This window comes from Actinoplanes sp. NPDC048988 (genome assembly GCF_043197815.1).
Lineage (GTDB): Bacteria > Actinomycetota > Actinomycetes > Mycobacteriales > Micromonosporaceae > Actinoplanes.
Map to the genome: position 1 here is coordinate 12,960 of NZ_JBICTW010000010.1, position 24,241 is coordinate 37,200.

The 24,241-nt window shown below is 68.4% G+C and carries 17 protein-coding genes; 12 read left to right on the plus strand and 5 right to left on the minus strand.

Translation table 11 applies throughout. The features are described from left to right. Positions 1-28: 28 nt before the first annotated feature. The 6 genes from ACGFJ7_RS27795 (at position 29) to ACGFJ7_RS27820 (ending at position 10,345) form a co-directional block, all read left to right on the plus strand. Entirely contained in the window at positions 29-2,671 is a 2,643-nt protein-coding gene (locus ACGFJ7_RS27795) for a fibronectin type III domain-containing protein (RefSeq protein WP_392644847.1), read from the plus strand. A 10-nt stretch (positions 2,672-2,681) separates the two neighbouring features. Continuing rightward, the gene (locus ACGFJ7_RS27800; protein WP_392644590.1) at positions 2,682-3,671 is read left to right on the plus strand and encodes an AAA family ATPase; all 990 of its coding nucleotides are present in this window, start codon (positions 2,682-2,684) and stop codon (positions 3,669-3,671) included. A gap of 416 nt (positions 3,672-4,087) precedes the next feature. Next, positions 4,088-5,242: a DUF58 domain-containing protein gene (locus ACGFJ7_RS27805; protein WP_392644592.1), complete on the plus strand. Its 1,155-nt coding sequence runs from the start codon at positions 4,088-4,090 to the stop codon at positions 5,240-5,242. A 324-nt stretch (positions 5,243-5,566) separates the two neighbouring features. Next, entirely contained in the window at positions 5,567-7,744 is a 2,178-nt protein-coding gene (locus ACGFJ7_RS27810; protein WP_392644594.1) for a DUF3488 and transglutaminase-like domain-containing protein, read from the plus strand. Positions 7,745-7,833: 89 nt separating this feature from the next. Further along, on the plus strand, positions 7,834-9,099 hold the full coding sequence (locus tag ACGFJ7_RS27815; RefSeq protein WP_360255470.1) for a DUF1800 domain-containing protein: 1,266 nt from the start codon (positions 7,834-7,836) through the stop codon (positions 9,097-9,099). Positions 9,100-9,118: 19 nt separating this feature from the next. Then, positions 9,119-10,345, plus strand: a complete 1,227-nt coding sequence (locus ACGFJ7_RS27820) for a DUF1501 domain-containing protein (RefSeq protein WP_360255468.1) — start codon at positions 9,119-9,121, stop codon at positions 10,343-10,345. A 6-nt stretch (positions 10,346-10,351) separates the two neighbouring features. Here ACGFJ7_RS27820 and ACGFJ7_RS27825 read toward each other — a convergent pair whose 3' ends face one another. Next, positions 10,352-10,906, minus strand: a complete 555-nt coding sequence (locus tag ACGFJ7_RS27825) for a DM13 domain-containing protein (protein ID WP_392644596.1) — start codon at positions 10,904-10,906, stop codon at positions 10,352-10,354. A gap of 425 nt (positions 10,907-11,331) precedes the next feature. Here ACGFJ7_RS27825 and ACGFJ7_RS27830 point away from each other — a divergent pair, with 425 nt between their 5' ends. The 4 genes from ACGFJ7_RS27830 to ACGFJ7_RS27845 are packed head-to-tail and all read left to right on the plus strand — an operon-like array spanning position 11,332 to position 16,042. Next, a complete protein-coding gene (locus ACGFJ7_RS27830; RefSeq protein WP_392644598.1) occupies positions 11,332-12,513 on the plus strand; it encodes a HesA/MoeB/ThiF family protein in 1,182 nt (393 codons plus the stop codon). Between the two features lie 44 nt (positions 12,514-12,557). Further along, positions 12,558-14,351 carry an alpha/beta hydrolase family protein gene (locus ACGFJ7_RS27835; protein WP_392644600.1) on the plus strand — a complete coding sequence of 598 codons (1,794 nt, stop codon included), beginning with the start codon at positions 12,558-12,560 and terminating at the stop codon, positions 14,349-14,351. 28 nt (positions 14,352-14,379) lie between these two features. After that, the gene (locus ACGFJ7_RS27840; protein WP_392644601.1) at positions 14,380-15,324 is read left to right on the plus strand and encodes an ABC transporter ATP-binding protein; all 945 of its coding nucleotides are present in this window, start codon (positions 14,380-14,382) and stop codon (positions 15,322-15,324) included. Then, on the plus strand, positions 15,308-16,042 hold the full coding sequence (locus ACGFJ7_RS27845; RefSeq protein ID WP_360255461.1) for an ABC transporter permease: 735 nt from the start codon (positions 15,308-15,310) through the stop codon (positions 16,040-16,042). The genes ACGFJ7_RS27840 and ACGFJ7_RS27845 overlap by 17 nt, the downstream gene beginning before the upstream one ends. On the opposite strand, the gene ACGFJ7_RS27850 is transcribed toward ACGFJ7_RS27845, so the two are convergent. Further along, complete coding sequence (locus tag ACGFJ7_RS27850; protein WP_360255523.1) at positions 16,023-16,691, minus strand: alpha/beta hydrolase; 669 nt, start codon at positions 16,689-16,691, stop codon at positions 16,023-16,025. The two genes, ACGFJ7_RS27845 and ACGFJ7_RS27850, sit on opposite strands and share 20 nt — an antisense overlap. 181 nt (positions 16,692-16,872) lie before the next feature. Between ACGFJ7_RS27850 and ACGFJ7_RS27855 the strand changes: the two genes are divergently transcribed. Continuing rightward, positions 16,873-19,950 (plus strand): BTAD domain-containing putative transcriptional regulator, encoded by a 3,078-nt coding sequence (locus ACGFJ7_RS27855; RefSeq protein WP_360255459.1) that lies wholly within the window; start codon positions 16,873-16,875, stop codon positions 19,948-19,950. Here the strand turns inward: ACGFJ7_RS27855 and ACGFJ7_RS27860 are convergent. Next, complete coding sequence (locus ACGFJ7_RS27860) at positions 19,890-20,807, minus strand: hypothetical protein (protein ID WP_392644604.1); 918 nt, start codon at positions 20,805-20,807, stop codon at positions 19,890-19,892. The two genes, ACGFJ7_RS27855 and ACGFJ7_RS27860, sit on opposite strands and share 61 nt — an antisense overlap. Next, positions 20,797-21,378, minus strand: a complete 582-nt coding sequence (locus tag ACGFJ7_RS27865; RefSeq protein WP_392644849.1) for a hypothetical protein — start codon at positions 21,376-21,378, stop codon at positions 20,797-20,799. Before ACGFJ7_RS27865 ends, ACGFJ7_RS27860 begins: the two co-directional genes overlap by 11 nt. Before the next feature lie 801 nt (positions 21,379-22,179). Here ACGFJ7_RS27865 and ACGFJ7_RS27870 point away from each other — a divergent pair. Then, the gene (locus ACGFJ7_RS27870; RefSeq protein WP_392644605.1) at positions 22,180-22,920 is read left to right on the plus strand and encodes a hypothetical protein; all 741 of its coding nucleotides are present in this window, start codon (positions 22,180-22,182) and stop codon (positions 22,918-22,920) included. A 1-nt stretch (position 22,921) separates the two neighbouring features. Here the strand turns inward: ACGFJ7_RS27870 and ACGFJ7_RS27875 are convergent, their stop codons facing one another. Continuing rightward, a complete protein-coding gene (locus ACGFJ7_RS27875; RefSeq protein WP_392644607.1) occupies positions 22,922-24,040 on the minus strand; it encodes a hypothetical protein in 1,119 nt (372 codons plus the stop codon). Between the last annotated feature and the right edge of the window lie 201 nt (positions 24,041-24,241).

The following is a 24,241-nucleotide window of genomic DNA, read 5'->3' on the forward strand; positions in this document are numbered from 1 at the left end:
CCTATGATGGCCAGCGTTCTTGACCGCCATGAATGCGCCGGCCGACGGGGAGGTAGCGGCAGTGACCAGCGAACAGCGACCCAGGCGACGGTGGCGACGCCGTGGCTACCTGGTCACGATGGGCACCGTGCTGGCCCTGGCCGGTGGTCTGGGGCTCACCGTGCTCGGGCTCGGGTCGGCCGATCAAGCCGTGGCCAGCTTCGACGCCGCGTCGTGGGTGTGGAGCCGGGCCAAGGGTGAGGTGGCGCGGGTCAACGGCGTGACGGCCAAGGTGGACACGCGGGTCGACGTGCCGCAGGCGCGCGGTCATCAGGTGCAGATCGTGCAGAACGATCGCTTCGTGATCCTGCGCGACGTCAACACCGGCGCTGTCGGGTCGATGGATCTGACCACGCTGGAGAAGTTCTGGGACGACTCGACCAGTTCGGGCATCGGGGTGCGCATCGCGCTGCACGAGGACTCGGTCTTCGTGATCGACACCGTGCAGGGGCGGGTGCAGCAGCTCGAGCCGAAGAACCTGGCGCCGATCGGTCCCGCGCTCCAGTTCCCGCCGGGCATCGCGGGCGGGGTGTTCGACGGCAAGGGCAAGCTGTGGATCGCCTCCCCGAGCGAGGGGACGGTCACGTCCATCGTGCCGGCGGCGAAGTCGTCGCAGGGCCCGGATCAGAGTGGGCCGCGGAAGGAACGGACCGAAGCGGTCGCGCCGGCGAGCCATGATCTTGTGCTGTCCACGCTCGACGACGGTGTCGCGGTGCTCAACCGGACGACGAACGGGCTGAGCACCATCCGCGACGGGAAGCCGCTGCCCAAGCCGGTGACGTTGCCGCTGGCCGGGCCGGGCGTGCTGGCGCCGCACACCGAGGGCAAGCAGGTGCCGGTGACCGTGCCGGGCGACCGGCATGTGTACGTAGTGGGCGACGACAAGCTGCGCGGCGACTTCGCGGTGCCGGGCGACGGCGAGGAGCTTCAGCCGGCGGTGGCCTGGGAGGGCTACTTCTACGTGGCGGACGCCGACGGGTCGGTGCACGTGTTCGACTCGGCCGGAGCGCGGCAGAAGGACATCAGGTTCGCCGACCCTGGTGGGCCGCTGGAGCTGGAGGTCCGCGAGGGCTACCTGTTCATCAACGCGCCGGGCTCGCAGGCGGCGCGGGTCGTCGACAACCAGCACACGGTTCGTACCGTCGACAAGTACGCCGACGACGTGCTCGGTGGGGATCCGCCGGAGACGCCGCCGCAGGCTCCGCCTCCGCCGCCGAAGCCGAAGAAGCCGGTGGTGACCAAGCCGGGCGCGCCGCGCAACGTGCGGGCGTCGGCGGGCAACGCCGAGGCGCGGGTGACCTGGCAGGCGGCGCGGGACAACGGGGCTTCGATCTTCAAGTACGTCGTGGTGGGCTCCGGGCGCACCTTCGAGGTCGGCGCCGATCAGCGGGCGCTGACCATTCCCGGACTGGTGAACGGGCAGACGTACACGTTCACGGTGAGCGCCGTCAACAAGAAGGGCGCCGGGCCGGCCCGTACGAGCAATGCCGTGAAACCGACCTCCGAGGTGCCGGACCCGCCGGCCGCGGTCACCGCCGAGGCCAAGCCGGACGGCTCGGTCGTGGTGAACTGGCCGGCGGCCAACGGGCAAGGTCTGGAGATCAAGCGCTACACGGTCACGGCGATCTCCGAGGGCGGCAGCGCGCCGATCGGCGACACCACCGAGCCGACGCTGACGATCAAGAGCGGACAGCTTGAGTACGGCAAGCAGTACGCGTTCTCGGTGGTGTCGGTGAACGAGCGCGGCGCCGGGTCGAAGGCGTCGCCGGTCAGTGGGAGCGTGGTGCCGTTCACCGCGCCCGGCAAGCCGGAAGGCGTCGACGCGGCGACCGTGGGGGACCAGGCCGGGTCGATCTCGGTGGCCTGGCAGCCCTCGGTGGACAACGGACGGACGATCACCAAGTACGTGGTCACGGCCGGCGGCAAGAGCACCGACGTCACGGCCGGCACGGCCACGACGCTGACCGGGTTCGAGTCGGGCGTCAACGTGGCGGTCGAGGTGCGGGCGGTGAACGAGGCGGGGGAGAGCGAACCGGGCACGGCCACCGCGCGGACGGTGGCGTCGCCCAAGGTCACGGTTACCGGGGTGAACGCGACCTTCAACGCGGCCACTGTGGCGTTCACCGTGGATCAGGGCGGCGGCACGGCGAGCTGCTCGGTCGCGGCCACCGGCGGGGCGACGGCCAAGGGCAGCTGCTCCAGCCTCAAGCTGACGGGTCTGAAGCCGAGTACCAGCTATACGTTCACGGTCACGGCGACGAACGCGGCGGGCACGGTTCAGGCGAAATCGGCCAAGAGCACGGCCAACCTGTTCGGAAAAGCGACCTGCAACAACGGTGAGAACGGCGACACCGCCACGTACTGCAACGAGGATCGCGCCGGGCGCAACGGCAACGAGATCTTCAGCGTGACGAAGCAGGACAACGACAAGCAGGTCGGGTGGGCCAAGCCGGGCACCAGGTTGCAGGCGTACTGCAAGAAGGCCGGCGAGGACGTGGACTCGTACATCTACAACAGCCATAAGAAGAGCACCTGGTGGATCCGGGTCAACTACGAAGGCAAGAACTACATCCCGTGGGCGTGGCTCAACCTCGACGGTGGGGACGACCTGAACGACCTGCCCAACTGCTGAGGTAGACACAGTGAGCGAACCCCTTCCGCCGCAGCACGTCCAGGGCTTCGCCCAGGTGGCGGCCGCGCTGGCCGAACGGATCGGCGCGGTCGTGCTGGGCAAACCCGACGTGGTCGAGCTGGCCCTGACCGCGCTGTTCGCCCAAGGACACGTCCTGCTCGAGGACGTGCCCGGGGTCGGCAAGACCACGCTGGCCCGGGCGCTGGCGGCGTCGGTGCAGGGGCAGTGGCGGCGCATCCAGTTCACGCCCGACCTGCTGCCGTCCGACGTGTCCGGGGTGACGATCTTCAACCAGGCCAGCCGGGGGTTCGAGTTCCATCCGGGGCCGGTGTTCGCCAACATCGTGATCGCGGACGAGATCAACCGGGCGTCGCCGAAGACGCAGTCGTCGCTGCTCGAGGTGATGGAGGAGCGGCGGGTCACGGTGGACGGCGTGCCGCATCCGGTGCCGCAGCCGTTCCTGGTGGTGGCTACGCAGAACCCGGTGGAGATGGACGGGACGTACCGGCTGCCGGAAGCGCAGCTCGACCGGTTCCTGGTGAAGCTGTCAGTGGGCTATCCGAGCGAAGAGGTCGAGGTGGAAGTGCTGCGCGGGGCGGCGTTGCGATCGCCCGACACGCTCGAGCCGGTCACCGACATGGCCACCATCGGCGAGATGGTGCGCATGGCGACGCATGTGCACATCGCGGAGCCGCTTTACACGTACGCGGTGAGACTGGCCGCCGCAACGCGCAACCACCCTCAAGTTCGCGTCGGGGTCAGCCCGCGTGGGGTGATCGCGCTGACCCGGGCGGCGTGCGCGTACGCGCTGATCCACGGGCGGGGATACGTACTGCCGGAAGATCTCAAGACGCTGCTCGGGCCGGTCTTCGCGCATCGCGTGCTGCTGTCGGCCGACGCGCAGCTGCGCGGGGTGACCGCGGCCGAGGTGCTCGACGACGCGGTCCGGTCGGTGCCGGTGCCGCTGCCGGACAGCAACCGCGTCGCGGCCGGGGCGTGACCAGCGCCCCCGCCGCCGGTGAGCCGCCGCTGCCGGTCGGCAGCGCTCCGCCGACCGGCGGCGGCCCCGCCGATCCCCCGGCTCAACGGGATGCCGTGCGAGAGGACGCCGCGCGAAAGGATGCCGCTCCTACCGCGGCCGACAGGTCAAACGAAGCCAGTCGCAGCGGCGGCCGCGGTACGGGCGGCGGCAGGGGCGGGCACGGCGCCGATGGCGGCGGCATTCTTGCGAGCGGCGGGAGTGGTGTCGGCGGCCGTGCGAGCGGCGGCAATGGCGCCGGTGGCCGTGCGAGCGGTGGCAGTGGCGGGAGTGGCGCCGGCGATAGTGCGAGCGGTGGCAGTGGTGGGAGCGGCGTCGGCGGTAGTGGGGGCAGCGGCCGTGTGAGCGGCGGTAGCGGGAGCGGTGCCGGTGATGCGGTGCTGCGGAGATGGCGCCGGACGGGGGTCACCGGGCGGGGTGCCGGGCTGGTGGTGGCGGGGGCGGGGCTGATCGCGGTCGGGTTCCGCTACGGGTATCCGGATCTGGCTCTTCTTGGGGCGGCGGCTGTGGTGGCGCTGGTCTGTGCCGTGGGGTTCGCGTTGTGGCGGCCTCGGCTCGGGGTGGAGCGGGTGGCCGATCCGGATCGGGTGGCTCGGGGTGAGCCGGCGCGGATGACGTTGACCGTGCGCAACACGAGCCGGATGCGGGCGGCGAACCTGGTCGCCAGCGACCGTTGTGGTGGTGGGGCTGTGCCGGTGCCGCTTCTGCGGCTGCGGCCGGGGCGGGACACCACCGTCGACTATGCGGTGCCTACCAGTCGGCGGGGGGTGGTGCCGGTCGGGCCGTTGCGGGTCACCCGGGGGGATCCGCTTGCGCTGGTGACACTTTCCCGGACGTACGGGGAAATCGCTCATGTCTGGGTCCATCCCCGGATTCATCTGCTGCGGGCGGTGCCGGCGGGGATGGCGCGCAGTTTGGACGGGCGCATCGACAAGGTGCCGCAGGGGACGATCACGTTCGACACGTTGCGTGAGTACGTCATCGGGGACGAGATGCGGCGGGTGCACTGGCGCAGCAGCGCCAAAGTGGGCCAGCTGATGGTGCGCGAGCAGCTGGACACGTCCGAGCCGACGATCGTGGTGTTGCTCGACGATCGGGCGGTGGCGCATCCGGAGGTGCGCGACGGGGTGGCCGAGTCGTTCGAGGCGGCGTGCGAGGCGGCGGCGTCGATCGTGGCGGCCGCGGTCCGGGAGGATCTGCCGGCCAGTCTGCATCTGGTGAGTGAGGTGGCGGCCGGGGCCTACCTGGATGTGCTGACCGAGGCGACGCTTCGCGCGGGCGATCTGGCGGCGACGCTGCGGCGGATGCGCTCCCGGCGGCTCGGGGACACGCTGATCTTTCTGACCGGTCCGGGTGGGCGCGGCGACCTCGGCGCGGTGAGTGGCTTGCGGGGTCCGTACGCCGTGGTGCTGGCCGGGCTCCTCGGCGACCGGGACGGCGCGCCCGTCTCCGCCGGCGACGGCCTGATCGTCATCGACGCGGCCGACGGCGCCGAGTTCGCGGCCGCCTGGGACGGAGTCCGCGGATGGTGAAGCACGGCATCCGCGAAAGCGCGCAAATCGGGCCAGGGGTCGAGGCGCGTCGGCGAGGACTGGCGGAGGTTCGGGGCGGGGCGGCGTGGCGCGGAGCGGCGGGGGCGCGGGGAGCGCTGCCGGGGTCACGGGGCGAGGCGCGGCGGCGAGGGCGGGCGGGGGCACTGCGTGAGGAGGCGCGGCGAGGAGCGGCGGCGGTATGGGGCTGGAGGTTGCGGCGAGGGCTGACGGGGACCCGGGGTGAGGCGGCGCGGCGAGGGCCGGCGGGGATCCGGGGTGAGGCGGCGCGGCGCGGGCCGGCGGGGGTGCGGGCGAGGCGCGGGCATGACTAGGTGGGTTCGGGCTGGGGTGGTGGCTCTGGCGCTGGCGGGGATGGTTGCTCTGTCCGGGGTGGTGTTGGGGCGGATCTTCGCGGGGGCGCTTCTGACTCAGCTGGTGGCGGGGGCGGCGGCCGGGTCGGTGGGGGTCGGGCTGGCGGCTCGGCGGCTGCCCAACTGGGTGGTGGCGCCGCTTTCGGCGGTGCTGCTGGCGGCGTACACCGTTCTCGCCTTGAAGATCTCGGCGGATCGGGCTGAGACGGCGGGGACGCTGACCGAGATTGCGCGCGACTCGCTCGTGAACGGGATTCCGCGGCTGCTCACGGCGCTGATTCCCGTGGAGGCCACGCCGGACACCGTGGTTGTGCCGGTGATCGCGGCCTGGCTGGCCGGACTGGCGGGGACCGAGATCGCGGTGCGGGCCGGGCGGGTGCTTCTGGGGCTGCTGCCGGCTACGGCGCTGTACGCGGGGGCGCTCTACGTGGTCGGGCCGAACGCGGACACGGCGCGCTGGACGACGCTTGTCTTCGCGGGGCTTGCCGTGGGTGCGCTGGCCGCCAGCGCCCGTGCCGTCGGCCAGCCCACCTTGGAGGCGGTCCAGGGCGTTCGGGTGCGGGCGAGCGCGGCGGCCGCCCTGGTGATCGTTCTCGGACTCATCGCGGCCGTCGGGCCGTGGATCGGCGGGCGGGTGGGTGCCACGCCGGTCGATCCGCGTCGCTATGTCGAGCCGCCACAGGTGGACAGCCTCGACGAGAGTCCGCTCAACCGGATCTCCGGGTGGGCTCTGCGGCCGCGCGATCCGCTGCTCAAGGTGTCACCCGCTGCCGGGGCCAAGGGCAAGGTCGTACGGCTGCGGTTGGCCGTGTTGCCCGACTATGACGGCGTGACGTGGCGGGTCGGCGCGACCTACCGCAATGCCGGGCGGGTGCTTCCGGTTCTGCAGCGGCCGCCCGACACCACTGTGGCCCGGGTGCGCCAGGACGTCACGATCGACGGGCTCGCGGGGCGGCTGCTGCCGGTCGTGCCGACGCCGACCGAGGTTGCGGGGGCGCGGGTCGCCTTCGACGCGGCGACCGGGACGCTGATCGGGCCCGACCGGCTCAGCCCCGGGTTGACGTATTCGGTCACGTCGGAGCTGCAGACGCCCGACCTCAACCTGTTACCCACGGCCGAGACGCCCTCGGGGGACGCGGTCGCGCGCTATCTGACCGTCGGGGCCGGCGTGCCCGACGAGATTCAGCGGCTGGCCGACGAGCTCGCCCAGGACAACGGGGCCGCGTACGACCGGGCCATGGCGATCCAGGAGTTCATCGCCGAGCACTATCGGCGGGTCGCCGACGCGCCGAGCGGACACGCGTACCCCAATCTCAAGTTCTTCCTCTTCGGGCCGCGTCAGCAGGGTGGGCAGGCCGGCACGTCGGAGCAGTTCGCGGCGTCGTTCGCGTTGCTCGCCCGGATCACCGGGCTGCCGAGCCGGGTGGTGGTCGGCTTCGACGCGCCGGCCGCGGGCGGCACGGTCAGCGCGGGCAATGCGATCGCCTGGCCGGAAGTGCTGTTCGATCGCCTGGGCTGGGTGGCGTTCGACCCGATGCCCAAGAGCAAGGACCCGCGGCCGGTCGAGGAGGACTTCCGGCCGAAGCCCGCCCCGCCGACGACACCGCCCGCCCCGCCGTCGGCGCCGTCCGAGACGCCGCCCAGCTCGGCCCCGCCGACCGTCATGGCGGCGCCGCCCGGCCCCGGCCCGTCGGCCGCGGTGGTCGCCGGGGGAGCCTCCGGCTCGGTGCTGCTCCTGCTGGCCGCCGCGGCCGGCGCGATCGTGCTGATGCGGCAGTCACTGCGCCGGCGGCGCCTGAGCGCCGGCACTCCGGACGACCGGATCACGGGCGCCTGGTCGGAGTTCACGGACGCGCTCCGCCTGGCCGGCCGCCCGGTGCCGCCACATCTGGCGGCGACGGAAGCCGCCGCGTACGCCGAAAGTGATGCCGGGCTGCCGCCGCTCGGCGACCTGGTTGCCGGCATCAACACGGTGGGCTTCGCCCCCGGATCAGCCGACGACGGTCAAGCGGCCCGGGCCGGCGGTCAGGCCGTCGCCTACGTCGACGCTCTGCGGGCACGCCGGTCCTGGTGGCGACGCCTCTGGTGGACCGTCCATCCCGGCCCGTTGCGCTGGAGCCGCCGGAGATGACGGCGATCCCGGGCCGGCCCCGGACGCGCTGACGAAAGCCAGATCGGGTCTTTACCGGACGCTTACAACGGCTGCCTAGCGTCGGCGCCATGAACGACCGTCGTCAGATGTCGCATCTGCTCCGCCGGCTGACGTTCGGCCCCACGGCGGCCGAAGTGGACGCGGCCATGCGGGCCGGGCTCGACGCCACGCTGGCGTCCCTGCTGCGCCCGGCCGCCGCCATGACCGCCGTCGGCCTGGGCGCCGACCCGGTGGCGAAACTGGCCACCGGGGCCACGCGTGAGCAGCGGCAGGAGGCCCGCAAGCAGCAGCGCGATCAGGTCGCGACAGCGGTCCGCTGGTGGCTGGGCCGGCTCGCCGGCGGCGGTGCGGCCGAGAAGCTGACGTTCTTCTGGCACGGGCACTGGGCCACCAGCGTCCGCAAGGTGCGCTCGGCCCAGCTGATGCTGGGCCAGCAGGCGACCCTGCGACGGTACGGCGCCGGGGACACCGGGCCGCTGGTCCGGGCGATGCTGCGCGATCCCGCCCTGATCGTCTGGCTGGACGGGCAGCGGAACACGCGTAAAGCCCCCAACGAGAATCTCGCCCGCGAAGTCATGGAGCTGTTCACGCTCGGCGTGGGGGCGTACTCGGAGGCGGACGTGAAGGCCGCGGCCCGGGTGCTGACCGGCTGGCAGGTCGACCGGGCCACCGGCGCCGCGCGCCTGACGGCGAAGCGGCACGACGACCGGCCCGTCACCCTGCTCGGCCGGACCGGGACGTTCGACCTCGACTCGTACGCCGATGCCCTGGTCCGCCACCCGGCGCACGTGCCGTATCTGGCCGGGAGGCTCTGGTCCCGCTACGCCTCGGACACCGCACCCGTGCCGTCCTCGGTCGCGGCCGCCGGGCGCAACACGACCGCGCTGCTCGAGGCGGTGTGCCGCGCCCCCGAGTTCCCGGCCACCGCCGGCACGCTGGTCAAACAGCCGGTCGAATGGCTGATCGGCGCGATACGGCAGCTCGGCCTGCGCGTCGGTGAGCTGGAGACCGCCGAACAGCAGCGCCTGATCGGCGTGCTGCGGGCGCTGGGCCAGGTGCCGATGTCGCCGCCGTCGGTGGGCGGCTGGCCGGCGGGCATGGCGTGGCTCACCACCTCGTCGGCCATGGCCCGGCTCAAGGCCGGTCAGCTGCTCGTCGCGCTGACCCCGGCGGCGGTGGAACGTCTCACCGGCACCGACCGCGTCGAGGCGCTGGCCTCGCTACTGGTCGTGGATGGCTGGTCCGACCGCACCCGGGCCGCGCTGAGCGGCGTCAAGGATCCGCGCCGGCTGCTCGCGCTGGGGCTGGCCAGCCCCGAGTACGCCGTCCACTGAGCGTCAGGAGAGCACGGACATGGACAGCATCACCCGGCGCCGGTTCCTCGTCGCCAGCGGTGTCACCGGCGGCGCCGCCATGGCCGCGGGGGCCACCGCCTTCGGACTGCGCGACCTCCTCGCCACCGCCGGCGACCGCGATCCGGGGGCCGGCACCCTCGTCCTGATCACGCTCTACGGCGGCAACGACGGGCTCAACACCGTCATCCCGTACGGGGATCCGGCCTACGCCGCGGCGCGGCCCGGCATGACGTACGAGCCGGAAGCCCTGTTGCCGCTCGAGGACGGCTTCGCCCTCAACCCCGGCCTGCGGGGCCTGCACCAGCTCTACCACGACGGCCGGCTGGCGGTGGTACGAGGCGTCGGCTACCCGAAGCCCAACCGCAGCCACTTCCAGTCGATGGACATCTGGCAGAGCGCGCAGCCCGGCCGTCCCGGCACCACCGGCTGGCTGGGCCGCTGGCTGGACACGGCGGGCGGTGACCCGCGCCTGGCCGTGTCGTTCGAGCCGGTGCTGCCCCCACTGCTGGCCGGCGCCACCTCGGCCGGCGCGACGGTGCCGGGTGGGGTGCTGTCCCTGCCGGGCGGCGTGGCCCCGTCCGTGGTGTCCGAACTCGGCCTTCCCGTGCCCGGCGAGTCGCCGGCTCAGGCCCGCGCCGCTTCCTGCTTCGCCGACCTGATGCGCGTACAGGACCTCATGAAACAGATTCGCGAGGGCACGGCCGAGGTGGACGCCGACGACGGTGACCCGCCGGCCACGGCCACCGGCGGCGCCGCCCCACCGCTGGACCAGCAGCTGGCGCTGGTCGCCCGGTCGGTCGAGGCCGGAGCGGCGACGCGCGTCTACTCGGTGTCGATGGGCGGGTTCGACCTGCACGCCGACGGCAAGGACGCGCAGCAGGCGCAGCTGGCCAAGCTCGACGAGCCCCTGGCCGCCTTCACACGGCGGATGGCCGGCAAGGGGGTCGTGGTCGCGGTCTACTCCGAGTTCGGCCGCCGGGTCCACGCCAACGCCTCCGACGGCACCGACCACGGCACCGCCTCCGACGTCTTCCTGCTCGGCGACGGCGTCCGCGGCGGCCTGCACGGCGAGCCGCCCAGCCTCACCGACCTCGACGACGGCGACCTGAAGTACACGGTGGACTTCCGCGATGTGTACGCCACCCTGCTGGACGGCGTGCTCGGCGCCGATTCGCAGCGCATCCTGGACGGCTGGACCGGGCACCTCACCGGCGTGTTGACCTGATCGCGTTCAGGCCAGGGCGGCCGCGCCGAACGACACGGAGAAGCGTTTGCACCAGATGCTGACGCTGCGGAAGTCGTTCGGGTCGACGGTGGCGGGCAGACGGTAGACCTGGTCGCCGTGATTGCCCTTGAGCCGTCCCAGTTCCGCGTAGGCGCCGTCGTCGAAGACGCGCCAGCCGTCCGCGCCCGTGCGTACCGCCCGGTCGGACAACCACACCCGCAGATCGGGCCCGTCGGAGGTGTCGAGGCCGATCAGCTCGAGTTGTTGGCGGCCGTCCGCGGTGCGCACCACCCGGGCGGTGCCGGTGGTGTCGTGCTCATGAGTGACGAAGGTGCCTTGCTTGAGCACCGTCGCCGCCGGTACGGGCACGGATGCGGACGCCGCGGTGGGCGGGGCGGCGGTGGGCGGGGCGGCGGAAGCCTCGACGGACAGCGTGTCGGTCACGGTCGTGTCGGTGAACAGCCGCCACGGCTGGAACCAGTACAGGGCCCCGGCACCGCCGATGCCGAACAGCGCTATGACGGTCCAGGTGAAGGGCTTCGAGAGCCGTCTGCGGATCACAGCTTCGAGTCAACCCCAGAACGGCCGTCCGGGCCAGGCCTCGGCGCTTACCGTTCTCTTACGGACCGGTACATCAGGCGTCTCCCGTGGTAGAGCCCTAATCAATTCGAGTTAGGGCCTTGGTAGCCCCGCTTGCGAAGCTTTTCTCACGACGGCAGGCACCGCATCTCACCGAGAAGAAATCGGAATCTGCCGCCTTCTTTCCGAGCGGGGGTGACAACAATGACGTACACCATCATCACGAACGACGAGCCGGACTTCGGCGTCAAGTGGGCCGTCTTCTGAGCCGTCTGGCGATGAAGAAAGCAGCACCAGCGATTTCGCGGTGTGGGGGCCGGCCCCCGGCTTCCGCATCGAAGACATGAAGTCGCAAATTTGAGGGCCCGGCATTCGCCGGGCCCTCAGTCATCCTTGAAGGAGATTTCATGGAGCCCATCGCCCTTGACGCGAAGCTTCGCGTCAAGCCGATTTATCCAGTCTATTCAGTCACCGATCGGCTGTTCAGAATCGGGGCGCAGCGTGGCATCACCGTCGACATCGACGATCCCCATGGTCAGATGCGAGCGCTCGTTGACCTGCTCGGCGGCGACCGGACCATCGCCGCCGTACTGGAGCAGATGCGGCAGAGATTCCCGCAGTTGACCGACGCCGACATGCTCGAGGCAATTCGGCAGCTCGCCGGCCGGGGCCTGCTCGAAGGCGCCGAACCGACTCCCTACGAAACCGATCCGAGCCTCACCCGATACCTCGGCAACGTGAACTATTTCAGTCACTACGCGACAATCGCCGAGTCTCGCGCGGCGGCTCAGGAGAAGCTCCGTGAGTCAAAGGTCGTGCTTTTCGGACTGGGCGGTGGAGGCTCGTACGCTCTCCCCTTGCTTGTCGCCGCCGGGTTCGGGGAGATTGTGGCCGTCGATTACGACCGTGTCGAGCTCTCCAACCTGAACCGTCAGCTTATGTACGCCGAACAGGACGTCGGCCAGTTCAAGGCCGATGTGGCGCAGCGGCGCATGCGTCAGGCCAACTCGACCGTCGCTGTCTCGACCATCACGAAGAAGATCGAGTCGGCGAGGGACGTGGCCGACATCGTCGGGGGCGCGGACATCGCCATCTGCGCGATCGATGAGCCGCCGTTCGTTGCCCAGCGGCGGGTGAACGCCGGCTGCGTCAGTCAGGGGGTGCCCTATGTTTGTGGCGGATCCTTCGTCAGCCGGGGACGTGTGTTCTCGGTCCACCCTGGGGAGTCCGGCTGCCTGGACTGCCTGCATATCTACTACGCGGGTAAGGATCCGCTGTTCGCGTCTCAGCTGTCCGCCATCCTGGATCAGGACACCGGCGATGTGACCATCGCCTTCGCTCCGCACATCGCCACAGTGGCCTCTTTCATGGTTGCCGAGGCCGTTCGGATGACGACCGGGCACTCTCCGGCGTTGTCGGTGGGCCGCCAGCTCGAACTCGAGTACGAGACCGGCAGTTGGGAGCATCTGTGGGAGTGGCCGCGGTACGGCGATGAATGTCCCACATGCGGGACGGGCGATCCCGGCGACATGTTCTCGATGTACGAAGACGTGACGGCGTCCCTGCGTGCCGCGACGGCCGGGCGGTGACTGCCCCGGCCGATCGGATAGCCGCTCTGTCTCAGGACGTTCTCATGCGGCGTCCGGATCGTGCTCACCTGAGGATCGCCTCGGACGGGCGAACGATCGCTTATCTGTCCCACGGTGGCGCTGAGGCGCTGAACCTGTGGGTCGGAGATGTCAGCGATCCATCGAAACGACGACAGGTTACGTCGTTCACGGACGATCGCATCGAGGATTTCCTCTTCTGCTGCGGCGGCCGGCATCTTCTGTACATGACGGATGGCGACGGCGACGAGATCTGGCGCTTGAATGTCGTGAACCCGCAGACCGGCGACGAACTGCGCTTCACCCTCGGAGAGGGCGTACGGGCGACGATCGTCGAGCACAACGCCCGGCACCCGGATCACACGGTTCTGTCGCTGTCGGGAAGCAACCCGCAGCTTCGCGGCCTGCATGTCGGTGATCTGCGATCCGGTCGCATCTGGAAGATCGATGGTCCGTCCGGATTCGCTCGATGGCTCGTCGACCGCGATCTCACTGTCCGTGGCGGCGTCCGCAGCCACGCCGACGGATCCGCGACGATCATGCATCGCCCGCACGCGACGGCGCCCATGGAGGTGATACTGGATCTCGAGCCGGATGATGCCACCTGTACCGACGTCATCGGATTCGACAGCACCGGCGGATGGCTCTACCTCTCCAGTTCGGTCGGCGCGGACCACGTTCGGCTGCTCGGATACGACGTCGCAGCGCGGCGGCTGCGCGTGCTCAGTGAGGAACCGGGCCGGGATGTCGCCGGTGTCTGGCTGGAACCACGCAGCTTCACACCGGACGTCGTCGTCTACAGCGGCAAGAGGCCGATCTACCGGGCCATGGGCAACGGCATCGCTGCGCATGTGGACACGCTGCTGCGCCAGGGCGACAACGTATCCGTCCAACGCTCCGATTCCGATCGATACTGGATCGTCTCCTACGACCGGCCGGAACATCCGATCCGCTACTTCAGCTACGACCGTCATGAGAAGTCTCTGCGGTACGTCGGCGCGCACAACGATGAGTTGGAAAGTGCGCGGATGTCGCCGATGCGGCCCTTCACCTTCGCCGCGCGCGACGGCTTGGAGCTGAATGGGTACGTGACGCTTCCGTCAGGAGCTGCGGGAACGGCCCAGCCCACTGTACTTCTGGTGCACGGCGGCCCGTGGAGCCGTGATGAGTGGCAATTCAATCCGGTCGTTCAATGGATCAGTTCTGTCCTCGGCTTCGCCTGCCTTCAGGTCAACTTCCGTGGATCCACCGGCGCCGGAAAGGCCTTCCGCAACCTCGGTAACAGGCAATGGGGTAAGGCGATGAACGATGATCTGCTCGACGGCGTGGCCTACGCGGTCGAGCAGGGTTGGGCCGATCCGAACCGTGTGGCGGTCATGGGCGCGTCGTACGGCGGCTATGCGGCTCTGATGGCGGTCGCGGCGCCGCAACAACCGTTTCGATGCGCCATCGCGCAGGCCGCGCCGACCGACCTCGTCGCCATGCTCGAGACGCTTCCTCCGCATTGGCACGGGGCCCGGTCGAACCTTCATCGCCGCATCGGGGACCCTGCGACCGATCGTGCCGAGCTCCATCGCATGTCACCGATCGCCCAGGCCGACCGCATCGAGGTGCCCGTCATGCTCGCCGACGGCGCTCAGGACCCGCGGATACCCGTGACGGCCACGCAGCGAATCGTGGATTCACTGTCCCGGCGGGGCATCGAGTGCCACCGGCTGGTCTTTCCCGACGACGGGCACATCTTCGCCCGGCGGGAGAACGTGGCGAGCTTCTACGCCGCGGCCGGTCAATTCCTCCGCACCCACCTAGCCGTTGGCTAGACACCTCTTCGACCGGCAGGGGATCCCAGTGCTGTTACGAACCGTCGAGCTCACCAAGACGTACCGCGGCGCGATCCGAGCCAACGACGCCATCACTCTCCGCGTGGCGGCGGGTGAGGTAGTTGGCCTGCTGGGTCACAACGGGGCCGGCAAGTCCACGCTGATCGGCCAGATCGTGGGGCTCATCCGGCCGACAAGTGGAGCGATCGAACTGGCCGGCCGCGATCCGGTCGCGGACCCGGCCTTCGCCAGGCAGGCGTGCTCGACACAACTGCAGGCCCAAGCTCCGCTGAGTGGTGTCACACCAGCCGAGGCCATCGAGATGATCGGACGCCTTCGAGGCGGGCGCCGCCCCGCCGTTCGCGCCCGGACGCGGCAGCTGCTTTCCGCCTTGGACATCGCGAGATGGTCCACGACCAACGCCGACGATCTGTCCGGTGGCGTGCGACGGCTCACCGCGTTCTGCATGGCAGTGGTCGTACCCGGTCAACTCGTACTGCTCGACGAGCCCACCAACGATGTCGATCCGATCCGGCGTCGGCTGCTGTGGGACCAGGTCAGATCCCTGGCGGACTCCGGACACGGCGTTCTTGTTGTGACACACAACGTCGCTGAGGCCGAGCGCGTCGTCGACCGTGCCGTGGTTCTCGACCAGGGACGAGTGGTTGCTCATGGCACGCCGGCCGAGCTTCGGGCCGGGATCTCGCACAGCCTGTGCCTGGAGGTCACCCCCTCGACCGGATCCGCACTTCAGATCGAAGAGTGGGCGAGCGTGACACCGTCCGATGCCGAGCACCGCATGACGCTGCGTCTTCTACCAGAGGATGCCGCCCGTGCGGCGGCATGGGCGCAGGCTCAGATGGCCGCCGGCGCGATCGAACAGTTCAGCATCAACCCGGTGAGTCTCGAGGACGTGTACGTCGGGCTGACCACGCAGACCGAGGAGGCAGGCGAGGATGCACTGGTTGCGTAGCTACACGCTGCTGATGAAATGGACGCTCATTCGGCTCAAGTACGTGGCGCCGCTGATGGTCGTAGTGCAAACATTCCTCGCGGTCGGCATCGTCGTCGGATTCGCCTTTCTGCTGCCTCAGGTGGACGCCAACTCGGCCCTGTATCTCTCCACCGGGGCCGCGACGCTGGGGCTGATCACAGTCGGTATGGTGCTGGCCCCTCAGGTCGTGGCCGATTCCAAGCGGGACGGGAGTTTCGAATACAGCCGTACTCTGCCGGTTCCGCGGCTGGCGCTGGTGGCGGCGGACGTCAGCATCTGGCTGCTCATCGCCTTGCCCGGCATCGCGTTGTCGCTCGTGGTGGCGGCCTTGCGCTTCGATCTCGCCTTGGACGTGAGTCCACTCGTCGTTCTCGCGCTGCTCCTGGTGACGGTTACCAGTATCTCCATCGGATATGCGTTCGCCTACGCGGTGCCGCCGACCGTGAGCAGCTTGATCTCCCAGGTGATCGTCTTCGTGGCCCTGATGTTCTCCCCGATCGACTTCCCCGCCGAGCGCCTGCCGGGTTGGCTTCAGGACCTGCACCTCTTCTTGCCGTTCCAGTACATGGCGCAGGCGACACGGGAGACGATGATGGCGTCACCGCACGGACTCAGCGTTACGCCTTTCCTGGTCCTCGGGCTGTGGTGCACAGCATGCCTTGCTGTGACGGTACGCATCATGTCCCGGCGGAAGTGACCGGCGGCGCCTGGACCCAATCGATGACCGTACGGTTGAACAGCTCGGGAAGATCCTGATTCCAGAGATGCTTTGCCTCCGGAATGATTCTGAGTTCGGCATTCGGAATTCCTGCGGCGGCCGTCCGCGATGCGACCAGGTTCAACCTGTCCTCGGCGCCACATGTCACTAGCGTCCGTGCTGTCACCAACCCGAGGTCGGATCGAAGGTCGGCTCGCCGCAACTGTCCCATCACCTGCAGCAGTTGCGGCTTCGTCACGCCGTCCTCCTCGAAGCTGCGTGTCGGCATCAGGCGCATCATCGCCGTCTGCAGGCCCGTGATCAGCCGGGGCGGGCGCACTTGCACGCCGGACAGCATCAGGCTGGCGATATCCCCGGGATAGCGAGCGGCCCAGCGCAGCGCGACCATGGCACCTGCCGACAGCCCACAGACGTGAACCGGCCGTTTGCGGGTAACGGCGTGGAGAGCGTCGGCCGCTGCGTCGAGTGAGAAAGGTCCGGGCGATCGGCCATATCCCGGAAGATCGGGCAGAAGAAGCTGGAATCGGCCACTGAGCGCCTCACGCTGTGGGCCCCACATCACGTGACTCTCGCCCGCCCCGTGAAGCAGTACCAAGAAGGGCCCCTTGCCCGGCCCGATCTCGTCCACGAACAAGGACACTTCCTACCCCTTCGATGAGCCGCCGAGGCGGTTCATGCGCTCGGCGCAGCGGAGCCAGTGCCATGGGGCTGCTGAGGTCGGCCGCCGTGGTATCGGCGACGGTTGATCGAAGCTAGCATGTTCGACAAGGGCGATGATCCAGTGGAGGCAGGAGCAATCGGGGAGAATCATGTTCACCGGAGTTCCATCGATCCGGGTGCTGGGTCCGTTGCGGCTTGAGGGTCGCTCCGGCTCGGTACGGATCGCCGGTCATCGCAAACTCACAATGCTGTCGATGTTGATCCTTGCGCCGGGGCGTCGCGTCACCAGCGGGCAGCTCACAGAAGCGCTCTGGGAGCGGCCGCCGAACTCAGCACGCCAGCAGATCCACAACACCGTACGGCTTCTGAGGCAGGACCTCGCGGCAATCCCGGACATCGACCTGGTCTTCGACGGCACCGGTTACATGGTCGACGCACCGACGAAGGCAGTAGACCTGTGGCGGTTCAACGCCATCGTGGAGGCCGCGGCCCGGCTGGCTCATACAGGCCAGACCGCCGAGGCGGTGCGGATGTACGCCGAGGCGGTCGCGCTTTGGCATGGTGACGCGTTCGAGGGGATGAACGCGGCGCCCGTGGCGCCGGCCCTGGGGGAACTGACTCTCCGGCATGTGAGCGCCTGGGAGGAGCTCGCCAAGCTGCGGCTGCGATCGGGTACTTCCGACTCGGATCTGTGCAACCAGCTCAGTGTGCTGGTTTCCCGGAATCCGCTGCGAGAATCGTCCCATCTGCTGCTGATGGAGGCGCTCGTCGCCGACGGCCGCCAAGCGGACGCGTTGATGGCCTACGAGGAGTGCCGCCGATATCTCGCGGCCGAGCTGGGCGTCGACCCGGGCGACGAACTCAAAGCCCTGCACCGAGCGATTCTCCGAGGACAGCCCACCTCGGACAGGGAGCCTTATCAAGACCGGCGGCCTGCGGTCTCCTCCGCGACAACCTCGCCGGACTCACTCCCCGCCTCGACCGGAAGTTTCATCGGCCGGGAAGCGCAGCTTCGCATCCTCAAACGCGTGTGCGCCGAATCCTCGGCCACCGCTTTGGCCATCTCGGCGCTCAGTGGAATGGGCGGCATCGGGAAAACCACACTCGCGGTACGCCTGGCGCATGACCTGAAGGCCGACTACCCGGACGGCCAATACTTCATCAACCTCAACGGCTTCACTCCCGGCCTGGAGCCGATAACCGCCCGGAGAGCGCTGTTGAACCTGCTGTCGCAGGCCGGTCTGCCCATCGAGTCGATCCCCAGAGACACCGATGCGGCATCGGCCACCTGGCGTGCTCAACTCGCGGGTAAGCGATGTCTGCTTCTCCTCGACAATGTCGCGTCCGCGGAGCAGGTTCGCCCCCTGTTGCCGGGTTCACCCGGCAACCTGGTCATCATGACGAGCCGGCTGCGGCTGGGAAACATCGACGGCTCGCATTCTCTTGCCCTCGATGTTCTCGACCCCGCGGAGGCCGTGACGCTGTTTCTGCGAATCAACGGCCGAGAGCGCTGCGATGACTTGGGCGAGGTCGAAAGGGTCGTGGACCTTTGCGGGCGTCTGCCGTTGGCCATCCGCATTGCCGCGGTTCGCTTCAAGGACAAACGAGGATGGACGCTCGCCGAGCTCGGACGCCGGCTGAGTGACCAGCGCTCACGAGAGCGTGTGCTCATCGCGGGCGACAGAAATGTGTTCGCTGCGCTCGAGGTGTCGTATCCGCATCTGACGGAGGCTCAGCAACGGCTGTTCCGTCTCCTGAGCGTGCATTTTGCGGCCGTGTTCGGTCCCACGTCGTGCGCCGCCTTGGTGGGTGACGAGGTCGGTTCTGTGGAGGACGACCTCAACGGTCTGTTCGACGCCAGTGTTCTCAGCCAGAACGAGTCCGGTTGCTACGAGATCCACGATCTGATGCGGGACGCGGCTCGCCGGCTCTCGGATCGGCACGACACCGACGAGGAGCGAACGTCGGCGACGGTACGCCTGATAGACCACTATCTTCAGCTGGCGGTGGCGACGCTGGGCCCGCTCGCCAAGGCGGAGTTCGCATATTTCGGAATAAGCCGCGACCCGGAGGCGTCGCGAGACGGAAAGGCCGATCTGGCCAAGGCCATCGAGGCGTACCCGGCTTTTGCGGCGGCCATCACGGCTGCTGAGAGGTTGGGGCTCCACGATCGTGTCTGGCGCTTGATCTGCGCCCTCCAACCACTGTTTTCCGCACGAAACTATGGCGGCGACGCCGCCAATCTGTTCCGGCTCGCGGTTCGTTCGGCGCAGGCGTGTGGCGATGAGATCGGGGAGGCGATCGCCAGCTCGGGACTAGCTGTAGCCAGTCGTGAACGGGCGGACACGCAAGAAGCCCTCCGGGCCTTCGGCCTTGCCATCGGCTTGTCGGAGAGGCTCGGGCGCAGCGACTGGCTGGCATTCCAGCTCTCCGACCTGGGCGTCATGCATCTCAACAGCGGTCAACTCGGACTCGCCGCCGAGGTCTTTGAGCGTGCCATCGCCCATGCCGAGCGTGCAGGCGATAAGGAATCCGCGCGCGGGACACTGGTAAACCTTGCGGTCGTTGCTCGGCAACTCGGAAATTTTGATGATTCATATCAGCATCTACGCCGAGCCGAGCAGATGTCAGGTGGGGGCGAACACGTCGAGCTGGTCATCGCACTCCATCTCGGCTACACGCTGGCCCTGACAGATCGCACCGAGGAGGCGCTGGAGTACTTCGGGAAGAGCCTCGGCTTGGCTGAGAACTTGAATCTCCCGGTCTTTCAGGCCGCCGCATCGTGCGGCGACTCGGGCGCGGCTCGGCGGAGTGGTGACCATGTCCGGGCGATACGCTCCGGGCGTGCGGCGTTGGCACTCACCAGGACCTACTCGTCGGTCGAGGTCGAGTGCGAGGCGCTTCTGGTGCTGGGCGAGGCATTTCTGGCGGCAGGGGAACCTGATCGTGCCGTCGAATTGCTGAACGAGGCGAGCCGCGCGGCCGAGACCGGAGGATTCATCAATTTGCTGGGACGTGCTGTCCTCGGCCTCGCGCACGTGGCTGTTCGCCGGGGAGATGACGAAGAAAGGGTAGAGATCCTGACTCGATCCGACCTGGCCGGCGTCACCGACGCCGTCGTCAGCGTCAGCATCGCCCGGCACCTGTCGAACGTGAGTACCTGCTTCTACTGTGCTTCTTCAGCCGACATCAGCTGGGATGCCGCAACACGAGAGCGCGTATCTTGACGAGATCCGGCGCACGCCACCAGAAGGCTGCCCAGCATAGCCAGGCTGAACGCGGGAAGACCCATGAGAACCCCGATTGACGAGTGCAGGGCCAGCCCGAGCATCAGGGCCAGCAATCGCATTCTTCGATTCCCGCAGATGCCGGCTGCGATGATCAATTCAGCAGCGACGACCCCTACTTCGATGAATGTCATGACGAGGTGGTTCTCGACCAGGGGAAGAAGAGGCGTCAGAATCATCGAGGGCATCCCGAAAGTGGGATCCAGGAGTACCGACTGGATCCACCCGCCCGTCCCCCATCCGGGCGTGACGACCTTAGTCAGCGACGCGACGATGTAGACAACGGCCAGCTGTATCCGAATAGTCAGAATTGCTGCCGCCGCGGCGCCGTCCTCTCGCCTCGCAGGCCGGGGGTGGGGCGCCGCGGCCCATGCCCATGATCGGTCGTCTGAGAGGCATATGGGTATCAGTAATGCGGTAACGATCGTGGCTACTCGTTCGCCGCCGGTGTTCACCGTGAAGGCGAGGGCGATACTCAAGGTCACCACAAAGTGAGGTATGCAGGTCAACCGAGCCTTGAATCCAAGCATGACTGCCGCCAGAGTGATCAGCGACAGGGCTCGGGCGAGCCCGGTCCCGCCCGTGACCGACATGTCGGCGCACCAGATCGACAGCCAGTTGGACGCGCATGGACCTGCCGGTCGCTCCGCTGCGGTGAATGCCACGTCATCGGTGATGAAGACCAGATTGCAGATCTGTGCGGCCGCCAGGACCGAGCGACCTGCCTGCACGTATCGATCGATCGGCGAGAGGCTTGTCGCCCAAGCGCGAAGGCGGGTCAACGGCTCAGCTTCCACAGATCACCTGTACTCGCGCGACTTCCAGCGCGCCCGACGGATCGGCGGGAAGCGCGAGATCGCGCCGAAACGCACGTTCGACCGAAGGGGACCTCAGCAGGATCATGTCGCCGCAGAGGGTCCGATGAGTGACGCTGTTCTCTACTTCGAACGTCTCCCGGGTTGATGCGCTTCGCACACACTCCAAGCCATGCGATCGGCAGGTGGTCCATGCCTGCGCGGGGACCGACCGGGCAAGATAGCCCCGTTCGATCAGTTGCGACATCCAAAGTCTGCGAAACCCTCCGGCGTCGCCCACACTTTCGGCGCGTGCCGTGAGGTTCACCGTGGACGCGCCACCGGTGTTCCGGTACGCGCGAATTATCGGCGCGTCACGATAACGTGAGAAGAACGACCATTCCTGTGGCCAGGTGCGCTGGATGACGGTGGCCCGATCCCGAACGTCGCCTCGTGTTGAGCTTACGATTACTTGGCTGGTCACGGACAGCGCCAGCGCGCCACAGAGAATTCCTGTCCACAACTGGAACGCTTTCCACTTCGGTGTGTCGGCGTGCGGCCTCTCGTGTCCCATGCTCAACGGGAGAAGGTCGGGCTCTGGATGAACACGGGATCGGGTGCCTCACTGGCGAAAGAAATGCTTGAAAATGCGCTGGCCGCAACTGTGGCAAGAACGGCGATCGCTAGACCTGTGAGTAGTCTTCGCATCTGTGTTTCGGACCCTTCCGATGGTTCGACGGCTCGAGCACGTACAGGTTCCCGGCCAGCGCTACCACCTCACTACCATCCGTAACCTCAATAGATTGGGGCCCGTACCACGCCTGCCACGGCGCCAAGCGGCTCGTCTTCAACGCGGCTTCGTTGACCGCTGGGCCCGTCGCCGGCGTGGTGGTGGGGACAGGGCCGGCCGGATCGGCCGACCGCATCCGCAACCATCCCCGCCTTCAGGCCCGTCACGAGAGCGCGGTGCGTGGCCTCACCGACGGCGCGAGCTCGCCGCTGTCGACATCCACGGCCACGCGCATGGTGGCAGCGCCGGGCCGGCGACCTGCTGCAGACCCTCGCTACCGAGGGCGGCTGGTTCTGGACGACGGTCAGCGGTGAGTTCGAGGTGCTGCAAGAGCCGATCATGGCCGGTGTCGAGGTGCTGGTCGTCGCCCGAACTCGTCCGCCCGCTCGGCGAGCACTTCGAACGGCTCCAATGCGAAGTGCTCGGACCGTAGGCCAGAACGCGGCCGCGCTGACCTGCGCGAGGTCGACGTATTGCGTTCTCCTGGCTTCATGCCAACCTTTCCCGGATCCCGTTGCGGGCCGGTCGCCGCCGCAAAGATCGACATCGGCAGAGCAAGCGAAGAACCAACCACGGGAGTACGTCATGTCTGGTACCGATCTCCTCCGCGCCGGCGTCCTGGCCGCGGCGGCCGCAGGTCTTCTTCTGACCTCGGCCTGCGCGGCCGACAACGCCGCGGCGCCCGGCCCCACGCCGTCCGCGTCCGGTGCCGCGCCGGCGTCGAGCCCGGTTGATCTGACCGGCGACGAGACGGCCCTGCCGAACCCCACCTCTGCCGCCCCTGTCCCTTCGTCCTCCACCTCCGCGCGGCCGACCGCGTCGAGTCCGGCCGGTGGCGGCGTGTTCAGCGGCACCCGGCAGGTCCTGCTGCTGCCCAAGAACAGCGAGGCCACGGTCGGGGTGGTCACCGGCGACAAGCTCGGCTTGACCGATTCGTTCGGCGATAAAGCCCTCTTCGTGATCGTCCCGGCCGGCGGCGACAGGTATTCGATCAAGACCGCTAAGCTGCGCGTCGGTGGCGAGCCGCTGTGTCTGTCGGCCAAGGTGGGCTCCGGTGGCGCGCCGGCCCTGATCCACCTCGTGGGCTGCGACGCGGCTGCGGCGAGCCAGAAGTTCCGGTTTCGGCAGACCGGCGAGTCGAACGGCAAGCCGACCTACACGATCTACACCGGCGCCGACACGTTCATCGTGCAGGACCCGACCGGTGAGATCGCCGGCCTCGGCACCGGCGTGATCGCGGCGACCATCGGCGAGGGCACGGCCGACATCGACACCCCGTTCGTCCTCGCCGACAAGGGCAAGGCCTCGCTGCCCGCCCTCGACTGATCTAGCGGTAGTCCTGAAGGATCTGCAGCGCGTAGGCGGTCGCGTTCTGGCAGTTCTCGATGCCGGTCGAGGCCTGCGTCAACAGCGCTGCCAGGTCCGGATAGGCCAGGCTGCCCTCGATGACCGAAAGCCGATCGCGCTGCCGGCCGAGCTCACCCTCGCATTCCGCGAGCTCTTCCTGGCATCGCCGGAGCTGTTCGCCGACGAACGCCAGAGAATCGTGCGGGAAATGGGCGCCGTCGGCCAGGATCGCGAACTCGCCGATGGCCTGGAGCGACTGGGCCAGTTCGTCGCTCGAGGCCATGAGTTGCACTCGCACCCGGTTGCGCACCTCCTCGCCCGGCGTGCCCCGTAACGAGCTGACGAATTCCTGGCCCGCGTTTTGCAGCGCGTCCAGCGCACCCCGGCAGAAGGCCCGGGCCTCCTCGATGTAGGCCCCTTTCCGGGCGGCCTCCATGCGAAGGTCGAAGGCCCAGTTGACCGGCGCCTCCGTCTGATCCTGTTCTCTTTGGAACCCGGCGTAGAGCAGCTCGATCTGGGCCCGCTCCAGATCGGCGCGCAGATTCTCGGCCTCCAGGTGCGCCTTTCGCACCTGCTCGATGCCGTCGTCGACCTTGCGCCGGAGGAGTTCGACGTGCCGTTCGAAGGAGCGGATCTTGCCTTGGACGACGCTGAAATCCCGCGCCGAGCGGTCATTGCGCGCCTGCTCCAGCCGTAGGGCGGTGGCCAATCCGTCCCGCTCGCCCTCCACCTGGCGGAGATCGGCGCGCAGTTTCTCCTCCTGAGTCTTGAGCGCTTCGAATCGGGCCGTCGCCTCGGTCAGCTTGGCCGCCAGGTGCTCGACGTCGTCGCGCGTGCCGGTGTATCCGGAATCGGAGTGCTTCGTGACGATGTCGACCCGTCGCTGCTCCCACTCCTCGATCTCTTCACCGGTCAGTCCACAGGCCTGGAGCAGACCCGCGAGAATGGCTTTGCCGGGCAGCCGGGCCTGTTTGCCGAGGATGATGTCGGACAGCGTCGACTGCGGAATGTTCGAGCTCTTGGAAATCTGTATCTGAGTCTTTCCGGACGCGACCACGGTCTGGCGAAGGTCGCGCAGAAAGATCTTTCCGTCTTCCACGCTCGGGCGGCCTTCCGTTCCGTGGGGTCGAGATCGAACCGCCATGCTACATCGACACGAAGATCATGATTCGGCGCCGTCCGGTCCGTACCGGCCTCATCCGATGTCTACCGTGGATCTTGCCGGACGTTCGGTGGCCGACAATCGTTCGTTGGTATGTTCATCGAAATCGTGAAGGAAATGACCGATCTGCTGAATGCG

Bases quoted from the DNA above. Each gene is read 5' to 3' on its own strand.
- ACGFJ7_RS27795 (WP_392644847.1), top strand. From the start codon at position 29: ATGAATGCGCCGGCCGACGGGGAGGTAGCGGCAGTGACCAGCGAACAG.
- ACGFJ7_RS27810 (WP_392644594.1), top strand. From the start codon at position 5,567: ATGACTAGGTGGGTTCGGGCTGGGGTGGTGGCTCTGGCGCTGGCGGGG.
- ACGFJ7_RS27815 (WP_360255470.1), top strand. From the start codon at position 7,834: ATGAACGACCGTCGTCAGATGTCGCATCTGCTCCGCCGGCTGACGTTC.
- ACGFJ7_RS27820 (WP_360255468.1), top strand. From the start codon at position 9,119: ATGGACAGCATCACCCGGCGCCGGTTCCTCGTCGCCAGCGGTGTCACC.
- ACGFJ7_RS27830 (WP_392644598.1), top strand. From the start codon at position 11,332: ATGGAGCCCATCGCCCTTGACGCGAAGCTTCGCGTCAAGCCGATTTAT.
- ACGFJ7_RS27835 (WP_392644600.1), top strand. From the start codon at position 12,558: ATGCGGCGTCCGGATCGTGCTCACCTGAGGATCGCCTCGGACGGGCGA.
- ACGFJ7_RS27845 (WP_360255461.1), top strand. From the start codon at position 15,308: ATGCACTGGTTGCGTAGCTACACGCTGCTGATGAAATGGACGCTCATT.
- ACGFJ7_RS27855 (WP_360255459.1), top strand. From the start codon at position 16,873: ATGTTCACCGGAGTTCCATCGATCCGGGTGCTGGGTCCGTTGCGGCTT.
- ACGFJ7_RS27865 (WP_392644849.1), bottom strand. From the start codon at position 21,378: ATGGGACACGAGAGGCCGCACGCCGACACACCGAAGTGGAAAGCGTTC.
- ACGFJ7_RS27870 (WP_392644605.1), top strand. From the start codon at position 22,180: ATGTCTGGTACCGATCTCCTCCGCGCCGGCGTCCTGGCCGCGGCGGCC.